The organism is Streptacidiphilus rugosus AM-16 (assembly GCF_000744655.1).
In the GTDB taxonomy this organism is placed as follows: domain Bacteria; phylum Actinomycetota; class Actinomycetes; order Streptomycetales; family Streptomycetaceae; genus Streptacidiphilus; species Streptacidiphilus rugosus.
Genome location: NZ_JQMJ01000004.1, coordinates 1,626,157 through 1,646,541 on the forward strand (window position 1 = coordinate 1,626,157; position 20,385 = coordinate 1,646,541).

The window sequence follows — 20,385 nt, forward strand, 5'->3', positions numbered from 1 at the left end:
TCGGGGCGACCGCCTGCCCCTCGGCCGGGGGTTCAGCGGCGGTCGCGACGGCGGTCCCGCCGGGCCAGCAGCAGCCAGACACCGCCGCACAGCAGCACCGTCAGCGCCGACCCGGTCGGCACCCAGTTGCCCCAGCGGTCGTAGAGCGTGCTGCCGGTGGCCAGCGGCACGGTGTAGGCGACCGCGCCCGCGTCGTCCTTGCCGAGCTGCTGTCCCACCCGGTTCCCGGACGGGTCGTAGGCGACGCTGACGCCGGTCAGTGTCGCCTGCACCACGGGACGCCCGGTCTCGGCCGCCCGCAGCGCGGCGAGGGAGGCGTGCTGCTCGGGGGCCCAGGTCTGCTGGAAGGTCGGCGTCGCCGACTGCACCAGGATCACCTGCGCACCGCGTTGGACCAGCGCCCGGCTCATGTCGGGGAAGGCCGACTCGAAGCAGATCAGCGGGCCGACGGCGAGGCTGCCACCGTCCCTGGTCGGCACGGTCATCACCACCGGGCCGGTACCGCGGCGACGGTCGACGGCGGCGGCCTTGGAGAAGTTCTTGACCCAGCCCAGCACCGGACGCAGCGGTATGTACTCGCCGAAGGGCACCAGCCGGATCTTGTCGTAGCGCGCTCCGGTCGGCCCCTGCGGGCCGACCAGCACCGAACTCTTGTAGATCCCGCCGCTGCCGGGCCGCACGGCGTCGACGTTGACCAGCAGGTCCGCGCCGACGGCGGCGGAGCTCGCCGCCAGCCGGGTGGTGAGGTCGGGCCGGGCGGCCAGGTCGTAGGAGACGCTGCTCTCGCCCCAGAGCACGAGGTCGGGCCGGCTCGGCCCCAGTGTCGCGGTGAGCTGCTCCCCGCGGACCGTGCGGTCCTCGATCGTGTCGTCGGCCAGACCCGGCTGGACGACGCCGACCACGGCGGTCCGGCCGGTCAGCCGGGGCTGCGGGGCCCAGGCGGTCACCGCGAAGGTGCCCAGCGCGAGGCCCACCAGCGTCAGCCAGGCCACGGCGGAGCGTCCCCAGGCCGCGACGAGCACGACGACGGCGGTGTTGACCGCCACGATGAGCAGGCTGTCCAGCCAGACCCCGCCGACCGAGGCCAGCCGCAGCGCGAAGTGCTGCTGGTACTGGCTCGCGCCGAGCAGCCCCCACGGCCCCCCGAGGTACTGCCAGGAGCGGACCGTCTCGGTCAGCAGCCAGCCCGTCGGCACCAGCACCAGTGCGGCCAGCGCGCGCCCCACATCGGGCGTGCCGTGCAGCAGGCGGTGAACCAGCCACCCCCACGGAGCCCACAGCACGCCGAGGAACGCCGCCAGGGCGACGATCGCGACGCTGAGCGAGGGGATCAGCCAGCTCATGACGCCGATCAGGAATCCCATCCCGCCCCACCAGCCCAGCAGCAGCGCCCGACGCGGGGTCGGGGCGGCCCTGAGCACCAGCATCAGCGGCACCAGGCAGACGTAGGCGAACCACCACCACCCCGGCGCGGGGAAGATCAGCACGGGCAGCGCGCCACAGACCGCCGCCAGCAGCGGCGCGGCGGCGCGGCGCGCGAAGGACGGTCGCGCCGGGGCGGGCCGGTCGCCCTGCTCGCCCATCGGTCTCCTCCCGGCGACGACGCGCACGCTGATCCCTTCCGCCGGCTGAGTCGGTGTCGCCCAATTCTCCCTTGCGATCAACCGTTGAGCACGTTGTTTGCGGGTCCGATCGAGTGGGGGCACCCTGGAGCGGACGGGAGGCTGACATGGGATCAGGCAAACGGCAAGGTCACTACCGCGCTTCGGGGCGCGGCCGACGGGGCGGCGTCGACCGCACGCTGAACTACGGGGGCCGGAACGGGGCCGTCCGGCGGCAGGGACAGAGCTTCGCGATCAGCCTCGCCATCGTGGCCGTCGCCCCGCTGTGGCTCTTCGTCGGCTACCCGCTGGAGCGCACGTGGGGTCGCGGCGGCGGCCCCGGCAACCAGCTCGCCTTTCGGGTGACCCGCCACCCGCTCGCGATCGCGCTGAGCGCGCCGATGCGCTTTGTCGCCTCCCGCGTGGTCCGCCCCCGCCGCACCGACAACGGCGAACCCGGCCCCCCGAACGCCGGCGACCGCGAACCCCGCCACCCCAGGCCCACCCTCCCCTCCGACACCATCTCCCTCGGCGAACCCCGCGCCTGACCCCGCCCCGACGGCCACCCAGGGGCGCGCGGACCTGCGCGCCCCCGGCGCGCAGGCGCGGCACCTCTCAGCAAAGCGCAAGTGGCACCACCTCGAGGGAGGAACTGCGCGGCCAAGCCGCGCGGACGCGCCAGGTCAGAGCACCGCGTCCGTTGCACTGTCAGGGGCGCGAGGCTCTGCTCGATTCACTGCGTGCGCGACAATCCCCCGGCCTTCGGCCGGGAGGTGCGCCCTCCCGCACGCGGATGGTCCTCATTGAGCAGGGCCATCCGCACAGGGTGGTTCCTCGCGCCCCCAAAAGGGCGCTTACGCGCCCGTCAGGGCCTGGGCGGCGGACTCCGGGGCCTCGATGACGACGGAGTGGTAACTCTCGATGCGGGAGACGATCGCCTCGCGAGGCCCCTTGAGCCACGCCTCGCTGCCGTAGAACGCGGCCTCCTGGTCGCGATGCTCGGCCAGGGAGGCGAACGCGCGGATCAGGTACGCCTCCTCGTGGCCGTCCTCGTCCGACAGGGAGGGGCCGGAGTCGACGACGCGGATGCCGGCCTGCCGCAGCAGCGGAATCGCCTCCTCCCGCATCGCCCGGACGAAGTCGGCACGCGTGCCCGGCACCAGCCGGTACGTGCGGATCTCGAGAAACATGGTGCATCCCCCTCCGAAGTCACTCGGCCTCGCGGTCGAGCCAGTCCGACAGCCGGCGTGCGCGCCGCGCCTCCTGCCTCAGCGCGTCCCCGTGCGACTCGGCGAGGCCCAGCACCTCGCCGAGCAGTTCCCGTGCCCGCGCGCTCTCCCCGGCGTGGGCGCAGATCTCCGCCGCGCCCAGCAGGGCCGTGGCGCGGCCGCGGTCGAAGTCGGGGCCGAGCTCGCCGAAGCCCGCCGCCGCCCGCTCGAAAAGCCCCAGGCACTCCTCGCGCGTCTCCGCCTCCGCGCCGTACTGCCGCAGCAGGTTCGCCAGCTGGCGGGCGGTGTCGGCGGCCTCGCCGCGCAGCTCCTCGCGGAACGCGGCCCGCCACTCCTCCTCCCCGGGGACCGCCAGACCCTCCACGGCGGCGGCCTCCGCCTCGGCGAAGGCCGCCCGCGCCGCGTCCAGGTCCGGCTCCTCCCCACGGGCCAGCAGCCAGCCGCGCGCCCGCAGCGTCCGGATCACCGGCACCGGCGCGTCCAGCTCGCGCCAGAGCCGCGTGGCCTCGGCGTACGCGGCCACCGCGTCCGCGACGCGGCCGGCGTCGGCCAGCGCCTCGGCGGTGGCCCAGGCCAGGTGCGCGTGCGAGCCGCGGTCGTCGGTCCAGCCGGAGGTAACGGCCATGGCCTCCAACAGCTGCTCCGCGCGGGCCGCGTGCTCGCCGAGCGTGGCCAGCGAGTCGGCCAGCGCGCGACGCGCGCTCACGCCCTGGCCCTCTCCCTGCGCCAGCAGGTCCGGCAGCGCCGACTGCAGCACCTCGGCCGCCTCGGCGTGGCGGTCCAGACCCTGGTAGGCCTTGGCCAGCCGGAACCGTGCCGCCGCGCCCGGCCCTTCGGCGAGGCCGGCCTCGTCGAGCCAGCGGGCGGCGTCCAGTGCGTGCCGGACCGCCTCCTCGTGGTCCTCCTGGTGTCCGGCCAGGTCCGCCACGAGCAGGTGCAGCAGACCCGTCTCCTCGGCGTCGTCCAGGATCTCGCCGCGTTCCAACGCGGTCAGCGCCGTCGCCCTGGCGGGGCCGAGCTCGCCCGCGCGGGCCAGCTGCCTGGCCAGCGCGCCGAGCGGGGCGGCCGCGTGCCAGGGCTGACCGGCGTCGTCGTAGGCGTCGGCCGCCTCGCGGAGCAGGGCGGCGCGGAACACGGCGTCCCCCGCGCCGAGTCCGGCGAGCAGATGCCGGGCGTCGGCCCCGATCGCATGCAGCCTGGGCTCTGCCTCGGCCTCGGCGGCGGCCGCGCCGACCTGGGCCAGCACCTCCTCGGCGGCGGAGCGGGCCGCCGCACGGCCCGCGTCGTCGTTCTCGTGACCGGCCAGCAGACCGAGCACCTTGGCCCGGCTCAGCTGGACCCCGGCACGGCGGCGGGTGTCCGCGCCCGCGGCCTGGGCCATGGCGACGGCACGGGACGCGGTCTCCCTGGCCTCGTCAGGCCGGTGCAGCAGGGCCAGCGCCAGGGCCGCCCGGCCGGTCTGGACGGCCGCGTCCCCCATCAGGTCCGCCTCGGCGCTCAGCTCCGCCGCCTCGGTGAAGGCGGCGAGCGCCGCCTCCGGGTCCTCGCCGGCCACGCGGATGCCGCGCTGCGCGGCGAGCTCGGCCCGCAACCGCAGGTCGTCCGTCCCACCGCGGGCCGCGAGCGCGCCCTCCACGGCGAGCCAGGCCGGACGTCCGGCCGGATGGCCCTGGTCCCGCAGGGTCCGCGCCCGGGTCAGCAGGTCCTCGAAGGACTCGTCCGCCCCCGCAGCCGTCGCCGCAGCCGCCTTGGTCGGCGCGGCGGCGTCGGGGACGCGGGGCAGCCGACGCGCGGCCGCGCCCAGCGGCAGGCGGTCGAGCAACGGCGGCTGGGCGACCCGCTCGCGGCTGCGCCGGGAGGTCGCGTCGGAACCGTTGCGGGCGTCGAAGCGGGCCGCGATGGCCGAGCGCTCGGCCTCGACGTGGGCGAGCAGCTCCGCGACCGTCCAGGTCCGGCCGGCCGGACCCGCGGTCGGCTGCTCGCCGAGCCCGAGCGCGTCGAGCCGGCCCAGCAGCAGCGCGGCCGCCTCCAGCAGCGAGAGCCGCGCGTCGGGGTTGGCGTGCTGGTCGAGGTGCTGGACGTGGTCGGCCAGGATCTCCAGGCCGCGCGCCTCGTTGCCGGTCAGCGCGCAGAACTCGATGTGCTTGCCGACGGTGGCGATCAGGCTCTCGTTGCCGCGCGCCAGCCGGTAGCCGCGCAGATGGTTGGCGCGGGCCTCGTCCAGGCGGTCCAGCCGGACCAGCGGGAGCAGCGTCTTGGCCAGCACCCGGTGCGGCTCCTCCGCGCAGGAGAGCCCGCCGGAGAGCACCGGCGCCCAGCGTTCCAGCGCCCCCTTGTCGTCGCCCCGCTCGGACTCCCACAGGCCCATGGACCCGGCCTCGCAGGCGTGGCAGTCGCTCATGGAGTCCCGGTCGGCGGCGAGCACCTGGGCGTAGGCGCCGGCGGCCCGGTCCTCGTCGCCCAGGTGCCAGGCGACGTAGAACTCGACCCAGCGGACGGTGCGCGCCGCGTGGCCGGCCAGCCGGTAGCGGCGCTCCATCTCGACCAGCCACTGCTCGATCGCGGCCAGCGGGATCTCCGGGTAGTCGAGCATGCTGCTGGTGACCCACTTGAACCACCAGAACAGCGAGTGCGCCTGCTGCTTGTCGAACTGGCTCGGGTCCGCGTCCCACAGCTGGAGCGCGCGGGTGAACGGCACGAACATCTTGCTGCGCTCGGCGCTGAACTCGTAGGCGGACATCAGCCCGCGCAGGCAGTCCAGCAGCAGGTCGACGTCGCCGGTGCGCTCGGCCCGCGCCACGACGTCCTCGGCGCGGGCGTTGCGCAGCGCGCCGTTGTCCATGTCGTAGGTGGCCCACAGCGCCTCGCGGATCTGCTGCGCCTCGTCGTCGTGGGTCATCGGTTCTCCTCCGGGCGGCTCGCCGGGGTGTGGGTGGCCCAGTCGAGCAGACCGAGGAAGGAGCGGTTGAGCAGCGCGCTGTCCGCCGCGGTGAGCGGGCGGCGGGAGAGCAGCAGCGCCTGGCCGTAGAGCGACTCGACGGCCACCCCGGCCAGTTCGGGCTCGGCGATGCCGGCGATCCTGCGCACCAGCGGGTTGTGGTGGTTCAGCACCAGCTGGGCCCTGGGCGCGCTGCCGCGCAGGGCGCCCAGGATGCCCGCCCAGAGCGCGTCCGCGCCCGCCTCCGCGTCGGCGCGCGAGCGCTCGTGGCGGGCCTCGCGGTCGTCGAGGTACAGCGCGGGCACGCCGACCGGTTCGAAGCTGCGCAGCACGACGTCGCAGCCCAGCGGTTCGAGCCGGGCCCTGGCCGTGGCCAGGAAGGGGGCCAGCGCGAGCTCGGCCCCGGCGTCGACCAGGTCGAGTCGGGCGGTGACGGCGCCGGCGTCGAGATCGCTGACGGCGACCCCCGGCACGATGCCGGGGAGCAGCGCGGTGACGTCGGCGTCGTAGGTGTAGCCGCCGTTGACGACCGCGATGCCCTGGGCCTGGGCGATCGGCGCGATCTGGCGGAACTCCTCGACCGTGCCGGCGAGGTGGATCTGCTGGTGGTCACGGGTCAGCTCGGCGAGCGTGGTCCGGCCCGCGGTGGTCTCGACCGTCAGCCACGGCAGCATCAGCCGCAGCAGCTCGGGATCGTGCCTGGCCAGGGACTTGACGCCGAGTTGGTGCACCTGGAGGAACCGGCCGAGGCGGTCGGGATCCCCCGCCGCCAGCCCGGTCAGCCAGTCACGCACCCGGACGCCGAGGGCGTCGCGGACGGCGGCGAGCGTCTCGTCCTCGTAGAGGCTCTCGCGGGAGGCGGTCGGCCGCAGCGCGTCGGTGTCGAGCACGCAGCGGACGAAGAAGGCCCAGTCGGGCAGCAGGCCCTCGGCGCGGTCGGTCAGCAGCATGCCCTTGAGCGAGACCCGGTGGCCGCCGCGCTGGCTGGGGTTGGCGGCGGCGGGCAGCACGTAGCCGACGCCGCGGACCCCGGCGGCGGGCAGGTCGAGCTCGATGACGTCGAGGGGCTCGAAGCCGAACAGCGTGTGGCAGTGCGAGGCCAGCGCGACCCGGCGCGCGGAGGGCGTCGGGAACGGTCGGTCCCAGACGGCGGGCAGCTCGGTGACCGCGTGCTCGCCGCCGTCGGCGTCGACCACGGCCACGTCGTAGGGCAGCAGCGAGCCGAAGTCCCTGGCCAGCTCCAGCACGCGGGCGGGCGCGAGCCACTCCTCGCTGCCGCGACGGGCGGTCAGTTCCACGGTGGTGCCGGGCTCCGGCCTGGCGTCGTCGGTCAGGGTGCGCACGGTGTACGAGCCGTCGTCCCGCGCCAGCCACTCGACCGGCGGCGCGGACGCGTCCCGCGCGGAGCGGGTGACGACCCTGATCTCCTGGGCCACGACGAAGCAGGCCAGCAGGCCGATGCCGAACTGCCCCAGGAACTCGGCCCGCGCGGACTCCAGGCCGTCCCGCTTGGAGCTGCGCCCGATGGTGGCCAGCAGGCTGTGCACGTCGGCCTCGGTGAGGCCGACTCCCGAGTCGTCGACGCGAAGCGTGCCGTCCCCTGCGCGCAGCCGCACGACCGCGGGCGCGTCCGGGTCCGCGAGACGTCGGGCGGTGACGGCGTCGACCGCGTTCTGCAGCAGCTCCCTGACGTAGACGCGGGGGCTGGAGTAGAGGTGGTGGGAGAGCAGGTCGACCAGACCACGCAGGTCGACCTGGAAGGTGTGCGCGGTGGAGCGGGTGTCAGCAGTCATCTCTCGGCAGCGGTTCGGGCGAACGCGGGGCGTCGCGAACGAGAAGGGACACAGCGGGGGAGCGGCTCATGCTAGGGCCTCGAACAGACCCACGACCACGGATTTCCGCCGCCTCAGACCCTCCCACCCACCACTGACACCGCCCCGCGCGGCCATGCACTCCCGGGATCCGAAGAGTTCACTCGACGCCCTGGACGTCCCTGCGCCTGGCTCCGTTCCTTCTCGACGTCAGGAGCCGTCTTCAATGGGTCAGGGATCGTCCGTCGCCCCCCTCACTGGAGCACGACGGTGACGCCGTTCCTGCGCAGGAGGTTCACGGTCTCCTCGAAGTAGGACAGGCCGCCCAGGTGGTGCAGGACGTGTCCGGCGAGGGCGTCGCGGGCGATGGCAGCGTGGTGCCAAACGACGCCGGATGTCGGCTGCTTGGAATGACGCTCCCCGCCCGTCGGCGTGGACCCCGGTACTCGGCCCCGCGTCAGGCCATCGCCAACGCCATGGACGATCCCCAGCCGCAGGCCGTCTCCGCCGCCTCCAGCAAGACCGACCAGGCCCACGACACCTGGAAGCCCCCGCCCGCGCCACCCGCCCGCGCCGCCCGGGCGGGGGCGGGGCCGGGAAGGATCTCGGGGGGAGGGCCTAGGGTGGGCCCCATGGGCCACAGCACCGACTTCCGTTCCGCCGCGCGTCAGGCGGCCGATCTCATCGCCGACTACCTCGACGGCCTGCCCGATCGTCCGGTCTGGACGCCGATGTCGGCGGAGGCGCGTGAGGCGTTGCTCGAACTGCCGCTGCCGGAGCAGGGAACCGGGCTGGACGCGCTGCTCGGCGAGGTCGCCGCGAAGGTGCTGCCGCATCCGATGGGCAACGGGCACCCGCGGTTCTTCGGCTGGGTGAACGCCGCCCCCGCGCCCGCGGGCGTGCTCGGGGCGTTCGCCGCGACCGCGGTGAACCCCAGTTCGGCCGGGGGCGACCACGCGGACGTGCACCTGGAGCGGAGCGTCGTGCGGTGGCTCGCGGAGCTGGTCGGGTTTCCGCATCCGGCCGGGGGCGGGCTGCTGACCTCGGGCGCCTCGATGGCGACGATCGTCGCGCTCGGCGCGGCCAGGAACCGGGCCGCGGCCGGGCTCGGCGTGGACGTGCGGGAGGCAGGGCTGTCGGCGCTGCCGCCGCTGGTGGGCTACGTCAGCGCGGAGACGCACTCGTGCGTGCGCAAGGCGGCGGAGCTGCTCGGTCTGGGCAGCCGGCACCTCAGGACGGTGGCCACCGACGCCGCCGGACACCTGGACCCCGTCGCGCTGCGCCTGGAGATCGCCGAGGACCTGGCCGCCGGGCGGGTGCCCTTCCTGGTCGCCGCCTCCGCGGGGACGGTGAACACCGGGGCGGTCGACGATCTGGACGCGCTCGCGGACGTCTGCGCCGAGTTCGGGCTCTGGCTGCACGTCGACGGCGCCTACGGCGCGTTCGGCCGGCTGGACCCGGCCTCCGCGCACCGCTACGCGGGGCTGGAGCGGGCCGACTCCCTGGCGCTCGACCCGCACAAGTGGCTGGGCGTGCCGGTCGACTGCGGCTGCGTGCTGGTCCGCGACGCCGAGCAGCTGCGCGGGACCTTCAGCCTGGTGCCGCCCTACCTGCGCGACGACGCGGCCGGGGGTCTGGGCTGGTTCTCCGAGTACGGCATCGAGCAGACCAGGCCGTTCCGCTCCCTCAAGGTGTGGGCGACGATCGCGGCGTCCGGCCGCGAGGGCATCGTCCGCGACGTGAGCCGCTGCTGCGCCCTGGCCCGCACCCTCGGGGAGCTGGTCACCGCCGCCGACGACCTGGAGCTGCTCGCTCCCGTGGAGACCTCGATCGTGGCGTTCCGCTACCGGCCCGCCGGGCTGGACGAGGAGACGCTGCACCGCGTCAACGCCCTGCTGCCGGTAGCGGTGCAGGAGCGCGGCGAGGCCTTCGTGACGGGGACCGTGCTGGGCGGCCGGGAGGCCGTGCGGGCCTGCCTGTTGAACGCGGCGACCACCGAGCAGGATCTTCGGGTCCTGCTCGACGAGGTCCGCGAGGCCGGTGCCGCGCTCGTGAAGGGCGCCTGACTCCGGCCCCGCGGTCCACCACCGGCCTCAGCCGGTGGTGAACTCCGCCATCATCGCCATGTCCTCGTGTTCGAGGTTGTGGCAGTGCAGCAGGAAGCGGCCGGCGTAGTCGGTGAACCTGACCGCCACCTCCACGCCCTGGGCGGGCAGCACGTCGACGGTGTCCTTCCATCCGGCGTCGTAGAGGCCCGGCTGCTCGCCGTTCCTGCTCACCACCTGGAAGGGGTCCAGATGCAGGTGGACGGGGTGGTGCACGTCGGTGACGAAGCGCCAGACCTCGATCTGCCCGAGCTTCGGCGCGGCCAGCGAACGGCCGGGCCGGTAGTCCTGTCCGTTGACGGTCCAGCTCTTCTCGGACTTCTGGAAGACGAAGGTGCGGTGGGCGACGGCCTTGGCCGGGTCCAACTGCTCGACGTGGGACAGCGGCCGCCGTATCGGGATCACCGAGTCGTCCGCGACCTTGGCGGTGCCGATGTCGAACCGCATGACCTCGTCCGTGCCGCCGCTGCCGAGCCGGTTGACCAGCCGGACGCTGCTGCCCGCCGGGTAGCGGGAGAAGTCGACGAGGACGTCGAAGCGCTCGGCCGGGGCGATGTCGATCGAGTCGTGGAACGAGGCCGAGCTCAACAGGCCGCCGTCGGAGCCGATCTGCACCAGGCCGAGGCCGCCGGACGGCGGCGGGTCCAGCTCCAGCCGGTAGCGGCGGGAGTTGGACGCGTTGAGGAGGCGCAGCCGGTAGCGGGCGCGGTCGACCTCGGCGAAGGGCCAGGGCGCGCCGTTGACCAGGACGACGTCGCCCAGCACGCCGTTCATGTAGGCGTTCCGGACGCCGGGGGTGCCCTCGGCCGGGTCCAGCGCCGGGTAGGCGAAGCCGCCGTCGGCGCCGAAGGCCCGGTCCGCGATCATCAGCGGCAGTTCGCGCGGGCCGCGCGGCAGCGGCAGCGCCGCCTCCTCGTCGTCGCGGACCAGGTGGAAGCCGGCCAGGCCGCGGTAGACGTGCGGGCCGGTGAAGCCCATGGTGTGGTCGTGGTACCAGAGCGTCGCGGCGCGCTGCTGCATCGGATAGACGTACCGGCGCTCGGTCGTGGCGGTGGCCGAACCCATGCCGGGCATGCCCGCCATGCTGCCAACAGAGGCCGAACCGCCGCCGCCCAGCGGAGCGATGAGGTCGAGCGGGTGGCCGTCGCTGTCGTCCGGGGTGTGGCCGCCGTGCAGGTGGACCACGGTCGGGTGCGGTAGTTCGTTGCGGTGCGTCACCACGGTGCGGCGGCCGGAGCGGGACTCGATGGTAGGGCCGGGGAAGACGCCCTGGTAGCCCCAGACCTCGGTGTCGTGGCCCGGCACCAGCCGGGCCAGCCCGGGGCGGGCGGTGATCTCGTAGTAGTCCGTGGTGCCGTCGGTCCGCACCGGCTGCAGGACCGGAGGGACCGGCAGCGGCACCGCGTACTTCTTCGGCAGCGGCACCTTGCTGGTCAGCAGCAGGCCCGGCTGGCCGCCGGGGATCATCCCGCCGAGCAGCGGCAGCCCGACGGCGACCGCCCCCGCCCCGAGGACCCCGGCCGCGCCGTATCCGAGGAACCGGCGGCGGCTCACGCCATGCCCGCGCATGCCCTGCCCGCTCATGCCTGCACCTCGACGGTCTCCGCCGCCTTCGGGACAGCGGTCGCCGCACCGGGCCTGAAGGTGAAGACGTCCACGGCGAACTTCTCCGCCATCACGAAGATGCCGACGCCGAGCGGGATGTGCAAGAGCAGCGCCCGCTCGAAGCCCAGCGAGATCTGCGCGGCGCAACTGACCAGCAGCACACCGTAGGTGACGGCGAACCTGGCCGGACCGCCGGCGAGCCGCCAGGCCAGCAGCCCGGCGAGGACGGCGAGCAGCACCACGGTGGCCAGGATCATCGCGGCCATCATGTGGGCGTCGAGGAGCGGGTAGTAGCCCTGCAGAAAACCGCCGGCCAGGAACGGCTGCCCGGCGGCGAGCAGCGCGACAAGGGCCGCGCAGACGCGCAACACGAGCAGGGGCCAGCGGGGCGGGACAGGGTTCTGCGGCATGACGATTCCCCCAGGGACAGCACAATTTCGTCTCTGGAGAGATAGTCTCATATGAGATTGTCTTGCGCATCCCCTATATTGGAGTCATGACCGACAGCACCCCGCCGCCCCTCGGCCTGGCCCTGCGCCACGCCCACCTGCGGGCCGCCCGCGTCTTCGCCGAGGAGCTGGGGCCGCTCGGCGTGGAGAACATCGTGGCCGGAGTGCTGATGCACCTCGGCCACCTGGGGCCGCAGACCCAGCGTCAGCTGGTCGAGCGGGTCAACAGCGACAAGTCCGCCATGGTCCGTTACATCGACGCGCTGGAGGCGCGCGGACTGGTGCGGCGCGAACCGCACCCGACCGACCGCCGCGCCCAGTTGATCGTGCTGACCGACGCCGGACGGGTGCTGCTGGCCGAGGTCCAGGAGGCCGCGGACCGCACCGAGGACCGGTTGACGGACCACCTCACGCCGGAGGAGCGCGAGCTCTTCCACCGCCTGCTGGTCCGCTTCACCTACGACTGACGGACCGAACGCGACGCCTCGTCGGCCGCGCCTCCCCGGCCGACCAGCCCGCGCGGCTTCTCGGCGAACTCCGCCAGCCGCGAGCCCATCGCGCGGAGCTTCATCGGTCCGACCGCGCCGACGATCAGCGGGGTCAGGTGCCGCTGCGGCTGCATGGCCCGCAGCCACGCCTGGGCGTAGACGTGCACGGAGCGGCGGGAGATGCCGTCCGCGAGCCGCTCGACCGCGGGGGCCAGCGGGTAGGTGCGGTTGAGCGGCCAGGGCAGTGCGGCCCGCATGTCCCGCATCACCGCGTCCTCGTCCGCGCCGCGCACCATGTCGGTGTCGGTCCAGCTCAGGTAGCCGACCCCCACCTTGACGCCCTTGAGCGCCAGCTCGGGGCGCAGCGCGTGGGCGAAGGCCTCGACGCCGCTCTTGCTCGCGCAGTACGCCGTCATCAGCGGCGCGGGGGTGAGCGCGGCCAGCGAGGCGATCTGCAGGAGGTAACCGCGCGAGGCGGTCAGCGCGGGCAGGAAGGCCCAGGCCGTGTTGGCGCTGCCGACCAGGTTGACCTCGATCACCCGGGTCCACACGTCGGGGTCCGAGTCCTCGAACGGCGCGCCGGTCGCGATGCCGGCATTGGCGACCACGACGTCGACCCGGCCGTAGCGCTCGACGATCGCCTCGGCCGTGGCACGCAGCGCCTCCCGGTCGGTGACGTTCGCCTCCCACCAGCCCGCGTCCGCCCCGCACTCCCCCGCGACCTGCTCCAACTGCTCCCGCTCCAGGCCGACCAGCGCCACCTTCGCGCCGCGGGCGGAGACCGTGCGGGCCAGCTGCGCGCCGACGCCGCGGGCGGCCCCGGTGATCACGACGACCTGACCGGCCATGCTCTTGTTCGGCATCTCGAACCTCTCAGACGTGCTCGGACGTGTCGGTCGTGCCCGACCCTGGTCAGGCGGGCACGGGGGCGGTGACGGGCGCGTGGATCAGGTCGTACTCGTGCAGGTCCACCTGGCGCGTCTCCCGCCGGAAGTGCCCGGTGGTGCCGGGCCAGAGCACGGTGTTGTTGCCTTCCGCGTCCAGGTACCAGCTGCGGCAGCCGCCGGTCTTCCAGACGGTACGGGCCATCCGCCGCTGGACGTCGTCGTTCCAGCGCCGCTGCGCGGACGCGGTCACGTCCAGCGCGGCGGCGCCGCTCGCGTCGAGCTTGCGCAGGTAGTCCGCCAGGTAGTTGAGCTGCGACTCGATCATCAGCACCATCGAGCTGTTGCCGAGTCCGGTGTTCGGGCCGATGACCAGGACCAGGTTCGGGAAACCGCGGACGGTCGTGCCCCGCAGCGCCTCCATGCCCTCGGTCCACTCCTCGGCCAGCGTGGTCCCGGCCGCTCCGGTGATGTGCTCGGCCACCGGCAGGTCGGTGACGTGGAAGCCGGTCGACAGGACCACCGCGTCGACCTCGTGCTCGCTGCCGTCGGCGGAGACCAGGGTGTTGCCCCTGACCTCCCTGAGCCCGCCGACCACCTCGGCGTTGGGCTGCGCGAGGGCCGGGTAGTAGGCGTTGGACAGCAGCACGCGCTTGCAGCCGAAGCGGTAGTCGGGCGTCAGCTTCGCCCGCAGCGCCGGGTCCTTGACGGCCCTTCGCAGGTTCGCCAGGGCAAGCGCCTCGGGGGCGCGGAGCAGTCCTGGGCGCTTCACGAAGGCGCCGACCTGGTACTCGCGGATCAGCCAGAGCGCCCCGCGCAGCGCGCGCTGGGTCGCCGGGAGGTGCCGGTAGACGAAGCGCTCGGCGGAGGTGATGTCGCGGTCCATCCGGTTCATCACCCACGGGGGCGTGCGCTGGAACAGCACCAGCTTGCCGACCTGGGGCTGGATGGCCGGCACGATCTGGATCGCGGAGGCGCCGGTGCCGATCACCGCCACGCGCTTTCCGCTCAGGTCGTAGTCGTGGTTCCAGCGCGCGGAGTGGAAGATCTCGCCGGGGAACTCGGCCAGACCGGGGATGTCGGGGATCGACGGGTCCGAGAGCGGCCCGGTCGCCGACACCAGGACCTGGGCGCTGTAGCGGCCCTGATCGGTGTCGATCTCCCAGCGGGCGGTGGCGTTGTCCCAGCGGGCGCCCTTCACCGTGTGGTTGAAGCGCAGGTGGGCGCCGAGTTGGAAGCGCTCGACGATCCGCTCCAGATAGGCCCGGATCTCCGGCTGGCCGGAGAAGGTACGCGGCCAATCGGGGTTGGGCGCGAAGGAGAACGAGTACAGATGCGAGGGCACGTCGCAGGCGCAGCCCGGATAGCTGTTGTCGCGCCAGGTGCCGCCCACGGACCCGGCGCGTTCGAGCACGACGAAGTCGGTGACGCCCTCCTCGCGCAGTCGCACGGCGGCCCCCAGGCCGCCGAAGCCCGAGCCGACGACAGCCACTTTCACGTGCTGCACTGCCGCACTGCTGCCCATCGCGATCCTCCTTCCGATTGTGCCAGTGATCGGTGGCGCAATCAGGAGAGTAGGGGACCGGCGGAGCCTCGGGAAGACTCCGGAGGTCAGAAAGTTACGCTCCGGTAAGGTCCGCCCCGCCCGCAGCGGTTCCCCCGGACGGCCCATCGGAGACAGCTCCGGACATTCCTCCGGACACCGGCCCGGATGCGCTCGAGAGCCCGTCCAGCAGTCGATCCAGCACCTCACCCGCCTCGCGACGCGCCCGGGCGTGATCGTCCGCACGGGCGATGTAGAGGCTCGCCTCGGAGATGAGCGCCGCCAGCATCCGGGTGAGCGGCGCGACCGGCATCGGCGCGATGCCGCCCTCGGCGATGGCCCGGGTCAGCTCCTCCGCGAGCAGCACGTAGCCGTGCTGCTCGACCAGCGCGTCCCAGGCGCTGTGACCGAGCACGGCCGGGCCCTCGACCAGCACGATCCGCTGGAAGTCCGGGTCGTTGCAGGCGTCGAGGAAGGACTGGAAGCCCAGTCGAAGCAGCGTCCAGGCGTCGCCCTCCTGCGCCTCGGCGCGGGCGGTCTCCTGCTCGACCAGACGCTCGGCCATCTCCTGGGCGCACTCGCCCATCACGGCCTGGAACAGGTCGGCCTTGTCCTTGAAGTGGTGGTACAGCGCGCCGCGCGTGACCTGCGCCGCGGCGACGATGTCCTCGGTCCCGGTGGCCGTGTAGCCGCGCTCGGCGAACAGCGTGCGGGCGGCGCGCACCAGCGCGCGCCGGGTGTCGGCGGTGTGCGCCGCGCGCCGACTCCGCACCGATCGAGGAGCTGACATACCTACATCCTGTTCCATACAGACTGTATGTTAGAGGAGGGCCACGGACCCGGGGCCCGGGGGAACGGAGACATGGATCATGGGACTCCCACTCAATCTGACCGTCAAGATGGGCGGCTACCTCCTCAAGCAGAAGCTTCTCCGCCGCGAGAAGTTCCCACTCATCGTGGAGGTCGAACCCCTCTTCGCCTGCAACCTCGCCTGTGCGGGTTGCGGCAAGATTCAGCACCCAGCGAGCGTGCTGAAGCAGCGGATGCCTGTCGAGCAGGCCGTCGCGGCCGTCGAGGAGGCGGGCGCGCCCATGGTCTCCCTGGCCGGCGGCGAACCGCTGATGCATCCGCAGATCGACGAGATCACCCGCCAACTGCTGAAGCGCGGCAAGTTCGTGGTGCTCTGCACCAACGCGGTCCTGCTGCCCAAGCACCTGCACAAGTTCAAGCCGAACCGGAACTTCGCCTGGATGGTTCACATCGACGGGCTCCGCGAGCGGCACGACGAGTCGGTGAGCAAGGACGGCGTCTTCGACCAGGCGATCGAGGCCATCAGGCAGGCCAAGGCCGCCGGATTCCAGGTCTACACGAACTCGACGTTCTTCAACAACGACAGCCCGCAGGACATCATCGAGGTGCTCGACTACCTCAATGACGACCTGAAGGTCGACCGGATGCAGATCTCGCCCGGCTACGCCTACGAGAAGGCCCCCGACCAGGACCGCTTCCTCGGCGTCGAGCAGACCCGGCAGCTGTTCAAGAAGGCCTTCGGCGACGGCCGCCGCAAGAAGTGGCGGCTCAACCACTCGGCGCTCTACCTGGACTTCCTGGAGGGGAAGCAGGACTTCGAGTGCACTCCGTGGGCCATTCCGTCCTACTCGCTCAAGGGCTGGCAGAAGCCCTGCTACCTGATGGCCGACGGTTACACCGAGACCTACCAGGAGCTGCTGGACACCACCGAGTGGGACAACTACGGCCGGGGCAAGGACGCCCGCTGCGACAACTGCATGGCGCACTGCGGCTACGAGCCGACGGCCGTGCTGGCCACCATGGGCTCGCTCCGCGAGAGCCTGCGCGCGGTCACCGCGGGCTGAACCCCGCGCCACGGTCCGCGCGAGGTGCGGCCGGGCCTGCTGTCGGGCCGCTGTGACGTTCGTCCGTCGCAGCGGCCCGTCCCTTTCGTCCCTAGCAATGCCCGCCGACGCGTCACTAGCATGAGCCCAATCCGAGGCAGTCGGAGACATTCGGGTGATCTGGGGGCATTTCCATGGCCGCAACGGACGATCTGGACACGTTCCACGTGCTCACAGCCCTGCTGCTGACCCCCGCCCAGTTCCCGAGCGTGCTCGGGGACGACTACCCGGAGGCCTGCGCGGCGCTCGACGTCGAGCCGTGGACCGACGGCTACGGCCTGCTCTTCGGCCAGGACGGCGCCGGCGCGCGGTGGACCGTGGTCTCCGACGACGCGGCGCTGATCGGCTGCGCGATCGCGGCGTGGGACTGCGGCATGCCGTACGAGCTGTCCGCGCCGGAGCGCACGGTCGTCCAGACCGTCGCCGGCTGGCCGCTCTCCATCACCATCGCCGCGCCCTCCCTGCCCGCCCCGCACGACCCTCCGGGCGAGCAGCCGATCCGGCTCACCGCGCCGGACCCGAAGGCCTGGGGCCCCGCGCAGCGGCGTATGGCGGCGGACGACGTGGCCAAGCAGTGGCTCAAGTGGCGCGAGCAGGTCACCGTGCACGCCAGCTTCGACGGCACGGGGGCGAAGCCCGCCGCGCACATCCAGCGCGTGCTGGACGAGGCCCACGGCTACACCAGCGACCCGCCGCCGGCCGGCCGCGTGCGCTCGGCGCCGGCCCCTGACGGCGCCCGCATCGTCCGGGCCGACGGCCCGGGCTGGAGCATGGCCGCCCACACGGAGGACATCGCCCTCCTCCTGCTCGACGAGAAGCCCCACGAACTCCTCCCCCTCGGCCGCGGCCCCGAACTCCCCGCCCTCCTCCGCGCCCTCGACCAAATGGCCCGCGCCTCCGCGTAACGCCTTCTGCCGGCGCGGAACCGGGCAAGCGCTCGAGAGGCGCCACATCCGCGGGCGAGAACCAGGCAAGCGCTTGAGGGGCGCGGGGAACTGCGCGAGAAACCACCCTGTGCGGATGGCCCTGCGCGTTGGGGACCATCCGCGCGTGGGTGGCTTGTCGCGCAGTTCCCCGCGCCCCTGGACCGTGCAACCAGCCCCTTGCTGAGAAGTGCCCCGCCCGCGCGCCGCAGGCGCGCAGTTCCTCGCGCCCCTGGACGGTGCAAATGGCCCCCTTGCCTCGGCAGCGGGTACAGACTGAAGGGGTGACCGAAGTGACTCGGCGGGGTGTGCTCGCCATCGGCGCGGGGGTGGTGCTCGGGGTGGCCGGGTGCACCAGCAGCCGGTCGGCGGGGGCGCGGTCGACGCCGAGTCCCACATCCGCCGCGGGCACGCCCAGCCTCAGCCCGAGCCCGACGGCCACGCTCGCGCCCACACCCTCGGCACCCCCATCGACGCACGCGTCGTCCGCCGCGGCGCTGCCCGCGGTCATCGCGTGGCAGCCCAGCAGCAACGACATCCAGCCGCAGGTGAAGCTCCGCGCCGTCCGCCTGATCGAGGCGTTGGGGAGCTGGCCCGTCGGCGGGTCGGGGCTCGCCGCCGCGCGGGAGCGCGCCGCCGCGGCCGGGTACGACCCCGCGCTCGCCGCGCAGGCGGGCGGGCTGCTGTCAGGGGCCGAGGAGGCCGCTCTGCAGGTGCTGGAGGCGCAGTACGGGGGGATTCTCAGCGACTCGTCCAGCGTGCTGGTCGTCTGCCGCCAGTACACGCCGGGGAACGACACCGGCGGCACCACCGTCGACGTGCGGCTGGTCAGCGCGCAGCCGCAGTGGCAGGTGACCGCGCTGCACCCCGCGCAGCCAGGGCCCCCCGCAGCAGCGCTCGGCGCCGCCGCCCGCGCCGTGCTCGCCTCGGACGCGATCACCCTGCCGCCCGCCGCGCACGCGGACGTGCTCAGCGGGAACATCCACGACAGCGCGCTCAACGCGATGCTGACCCTGTCCCGCAGCCATCGCATCGAGCTCAGCGTCGTCCGCTCGGGCCACCCGATCTACGTCTTCGGCACCAACCGGCCCAGCGACCACCCCAAGGGCCGGGCCTTCGACGTCTGGCGGATCGACGGGCACGCCGTCGTGGACCCGGCCACCCCCCGCGCGCTCACCGAAGCGTTCATGCGCGCGGCCGCGGCGGCCGGGTCCTACAACGTGGGCGGGCCGTGGCAGCTGAGTGGCGCCGCGTTCTTCAGCGACGACACCCACCACGACCACGTCCACGTGGGCTTCGACTTCTAGCCGGCGAAGCCGTCAGTGCGCCGGAGGCGCGTCCACCGCTGCGGCGTCCAGGGACTTGAGCGGCTTCTCCTTGAGCATCAGCCCGAAGCAGAACGCGATCGCGATGAACGGGATGCCGACCAGGAACAGGTCGCCGATCGCGTGCGCGAAGGCCGCCGTCACGTGCTCCTTGTACGGCTCGGCCAGGTGCTGGATGGCCTGGACGTTGTTCACGTTCGCCGCCTTGCCGCCGCCCTTGACGCCCTCCTGGGCCATGTAGTGGGCGAGCCGGCTGGTCAGCACGGTGCCGAAGATCGCGGTGCCGATCGACGCGCCGATCTGCCGGAAGAACGTCGCCGACGCGGTGGCGACGCCCATGTCCCTGAAGTCGACGGAGTTCTGGATCGCCGTCACCAGCGTCTGCATGGTCAGGCCCAGGCCCGCGCCGAAGAGGAACGCGAAGATCGCCACCTGCCAGTACGGCGTGGTGTTGCTCAGCGTGCTCAGCAGGAAGAGCGAGCCGATGATCACCAGCGCGCCCACGATCGGGTAGATCTTGTACTTGCCGGTCTTGGCCATGATCCGGCCCGAGGTGATCGAGGTCGCCATGATGCCCGCGATCGCCGGCAGCATGCCCAGGCCGGACTCGGTCGCCGACATGCCCTTCACGGCCTGCAGGTAGACCGGCAGGTAGATGATGCCGCCGAACATCGCGAAGCCCGCGAAGAAGCCGAAGCCGTTGCCGTCCCTGAAGATCGGGTTACGGAACAGGCGCATCGGCAGGATCGGCTCGGCCGCCCGCTGCTCCGCCAGCACGAACCCGATGGTGAGCAGCACCGCCCCACCCAGCAGCAGCAGACCCTGCCAGGACGTCCAGCCGTAGCTGGTGCCGGCCCAGTTCAGGTAGAGGAGCAGGCTGGTGACGCCCGTGACGATGAGCGCCGAACCCAGGTAGTCGATGCTGTGCTCGCGCCGGTTGACCGGAAGCTTCAGCGCGAAGGAGCAGACGACCAGCGCGCCGATGCCGATCGGCAGGTTGATGTAGAAGATCCAGCGCCAGCCGATGGAGTCGGTGAACCAGCCGCCGAGCAGCGGGCCCGCGACGCTGGCGAGACCGAAGACGGCGCCCATCAGACCCTGGTAGCGGCCGCGCTCGCGCGGGGGTATGACGTCGCCGATGATGGCGAAGGCGAGCGACATCAGACCGCCGCCGCCGATGCCCTGGACGGCGCGGAAGCCGATCAGCTCGCCCATGTTCTGGCTCAGGCCGGCCAGCGCGGAGCCGATCAGGAAGATCACGATCGCGGTCTGGAAGATGATCCGGCGGCCGTAGAGGTCGGAGATCTTGCCCCAGAGCGGGGTGGCCGCCGTCGAAGTCAGCAGGTAGGCGGTGACCACCCAGGAGAGCTTGTCCAGACCGCCGAGTTGGCCGACGATCGTGGGGAGGGCGGTACCGACGATGCTCTGGTCGAGAGCGGCGAGCAGCATGCCGGCCATCAGGCCGCCCATGACGACCATGATCTGCTTGTGGCTGAGGTAGTTGGGGCCGTCGGCCGAGGCCTCGGGACCGGGCGGAGTGACCGGGGTGTCGGTCGAGATCTCTGACATGC

Annotated in this window: 17 protein-coding genes; 6 read left to right on the plus strand and 11 right to left on the minus strand. The window is 73.0% G+C overall.

The annotated features are described in order from the left end of the window. Positions 1-32 precede the first annotated feature (32 nt). On the minus strand, positions 33-1,583 hold the full coding sequence (gene lnt, locus BS83_RS16520) for an apolipoprotein N-acyltransferase (RefSeq protein WP_063774174.1): 1,551 nt from the start codon (positions 1,581-1,583) through the stop codon (positions 33-35). Positions 1,584-1,729: 146 nt separating this feature from the next. Between lnt and BS83_RS16525 the strand changes: the two genes are divergently transcribed. Further along, positions 1,730-2,149, plus strand: coding sequence for a hypothetical protein (locus tag BS83_RS16525; RefSeq protein WP_037604554.1), 420 nt, complete (start codon positions 1,730-1,732; stop codon positions 2,147-2,149). A gap of 306 nt (positions 2,150-2,455) precedes the next feature. Here BS83_RS16525 and BS83_RS16530 read toward each other — a convergent pair whose 3' ends face one another. The 4 genes from BS83_RS16530 to BS83_RS48340 all read right to left on the minus strand — a co-directional run bounded on the left by BS83_RS16530 (position 2,456) and on the right by BS83_RS48340 (position 8,115). Continuing rightward, positions 2,456-2,791, minus strand: coding sequence for an NIPSNAP family protein (locus BS83_RS16530; RefSeq protein ID WP_037604555.1), 336 nt, complete (start codon positions 2,789-2,791; stop codon positions 2,456-2,458). Positions 2,792-2,810: 19 nt separating this feature from the next. Next, a complete protein-coding gene (locus BS83_RS16535) occupies positions 2,811-5,729 on the minus strand; it encodes a hypothetical protein (protein ID WP_051943150.1) in 2,919 nt (972 codons plus the stop codon). Next, positions 5,726-7,561 carry an HSP90 family protein gene (locus BS83_RS16540; protein WP_037604556.1) on the minus strand — a complete coding sequence of 612 codons (1,836 nt, stop codon included), beginning with the start codon at positions 7,559-7,561 and terminating at the stop codon, positions 5,726-5,728. The genes BS83_RS16535 and BS83_RS16540 overlap by 4 nt, the downstream gene beginning before the upstream one ends. Before the next feature lie 272 nt (positions 7,562-7,833). Then, positions 7,834-8,115, minus strand: coding sequence for a hypothetical protein (locus BS83_RS48340; RefSeq protein WP_051943155.1), 282 nt, complete (start codon positions 8,113-8,115; stop codon positions 7,834-7,836). A 96-nt stretch (positions 8,116-8,211) separates the two neighbouring features. On the opposite strand from BS83_RS48340, the gene BS83_RS16545 reads away from it, so the two are divergent. Next, a complete protein-coding gene (locus BS83_RS16545) occupies positions 8,212-9,645 on the plus strand; it encodes a pyridoxal phosphate-dependent decarboxylase family protein (RefSeq protein ID WP_051943157.1) in 1,434 nt (477 codons plus the stop codon). 27 nt (positions 9,646-9,672) lie between these two features. Here BS83_RS16545 and BS83_RS16550 read toward each other — a convergent pair whose 3' ends face one another. Together BS83_RS16550 and BS83_RS16555 are read right to left on the minus strand one after the other, a co-directional pair. Beyond that, a complete protein-coding gene (locus tag BS83_RS16550) occupies positions 9,673-11,268 on the minus strand; it encodes a multicopper oxidase family protein (RefSeq protein WP_051943159.1) in 1,596 nt (531 codons plus the stop codon). After that, entirely contained in the window at positions 11,265-11,699 is a 435-nt protein-coding gene (locus BS83_RS16555; RefSeq protein ID WP_037604559.1) for a hypothetical protein, read from the minus strand. Before BS83_RS16555 ends, BS83_RS16550 begins: the two co-directional genes overlap by 4 nt. 86 nt (positions 11,700-11,785) lie before the next feature. On the opposite strand from BS83_RS16555, the gene BS83_RS16560 reads away from it, so the two are divergent. Next, on the plus strand, positions 11,786-12,205 hold the full coding sequence (locus tag BS83_RS16560; RefSeq protein ID WP_051943161.1) for a MarR family winged helix-turn-helix transcriptional regulator: 420 nt from the start codon (positions 11,786-11,788) through the stop codon (positions 12,203-12,205). Here the strand turns inward: BS83_RS16560 and BS83_RS16565 are convergent. From BS83_RS16565 to BS83_RS16575, 3 genes are all read right to left on the minus strand, one after another. Continuing rightward, positions 12,196-13,089, minus strand: a complete 894-nt coding sequence (locus BS83_RS16565) for an SDR family oxidoreductase (protein WP_037604561.1) — start codon at positions 13,087-13,089, stop codon at positions 12,196-12,198. The genes BS83_RS16560 and BS83_RS16565 overlap by 10 nt on opposite strands. Before the next feature lie 49 nt (positions 13,090-13,138). Then, the gene (locus tag BS83_RS16570) at positions 13,139-14,635 is read right to left on the minus strand and encodes a flavin-containing monooxygenase (protein WP_037604562.1); all 1,497 of its coding nucleotides are present in this window, start codon (positions 14,633-14,635) and stop codon (positions 13,139-13,141) included. 94 nt (positions 14,636-14,729) lie between these two features. Next, complete coding sequence (locus tag BS83_RS16575; protein WP_037604563.1) at positions 14,730-15,443, minus strand: TetR/AcrR family transcriptional regulator; 714 nt, start codon at positions 15,441-15,443, stop codon at positions 14,730-14,732. A gap of 79 nt (positions 15,444-15,522) precedes the next feature. On the opposite strand from BS83_RS16575, the gene hpnH reads away from it, so the two are divergent. The 3 genes from hpnH (at position 15,523) to BS83_RS16590 (ending at position 18,796) form a co-directional block, all read left to right on the plus strand. Next, positions 15,523-16,527, plus strand: a complete 1,005-nt coding sequence (gene hpnH, locus BS83_RS16580) for an adenosyl-hopene transferase HpnH (protein WP_037604564.1) — start codon at positions 15,523-15,525, stop codon at positions 16,525-16,527. A 173-nt stretch (positions 16,528-16,700) separates the two neighbouring features. After that, complete coding sequence (locus BS83_RS16585; protein WP_037604565.1) at positions 16,701-17,471, plus strand: hypothetical protein; 771 nt, start codon at positions 16,701-16,703, stop codon at positions 17,469-17,471. 302 nt (positions 17,472-17,773) lie between these two features. Then, positions 17,774-18,796, plus strand: a complete 1,023-nt coding sequence (locus BS83_RS16590) for a hypothetical protein (protein ID WP_232248364.1) — start codon at positions 17,774-17,776, stop codon at positions 18,794-18,796. A 12-nt stretch (positions 18,797-18,808) separates the two neighbouring features. On the opposite strand, the gene BS83_RS16595 is transcribed toward BS83_RS16590, so the two are convergent. Then, positions 18,809-20,383: an MDR family MFS transporter gene (locus tag BS83_RS16595; protein ID WP_084713579.1), complete on the minus strand. Its 1,575-nt coding sequence runs from the start codon at positions 20,381-20,383 to the stop codon at positions 18,809-18,811. Positions 20,384-20,385: the final 2 nt, after the last annotated feature.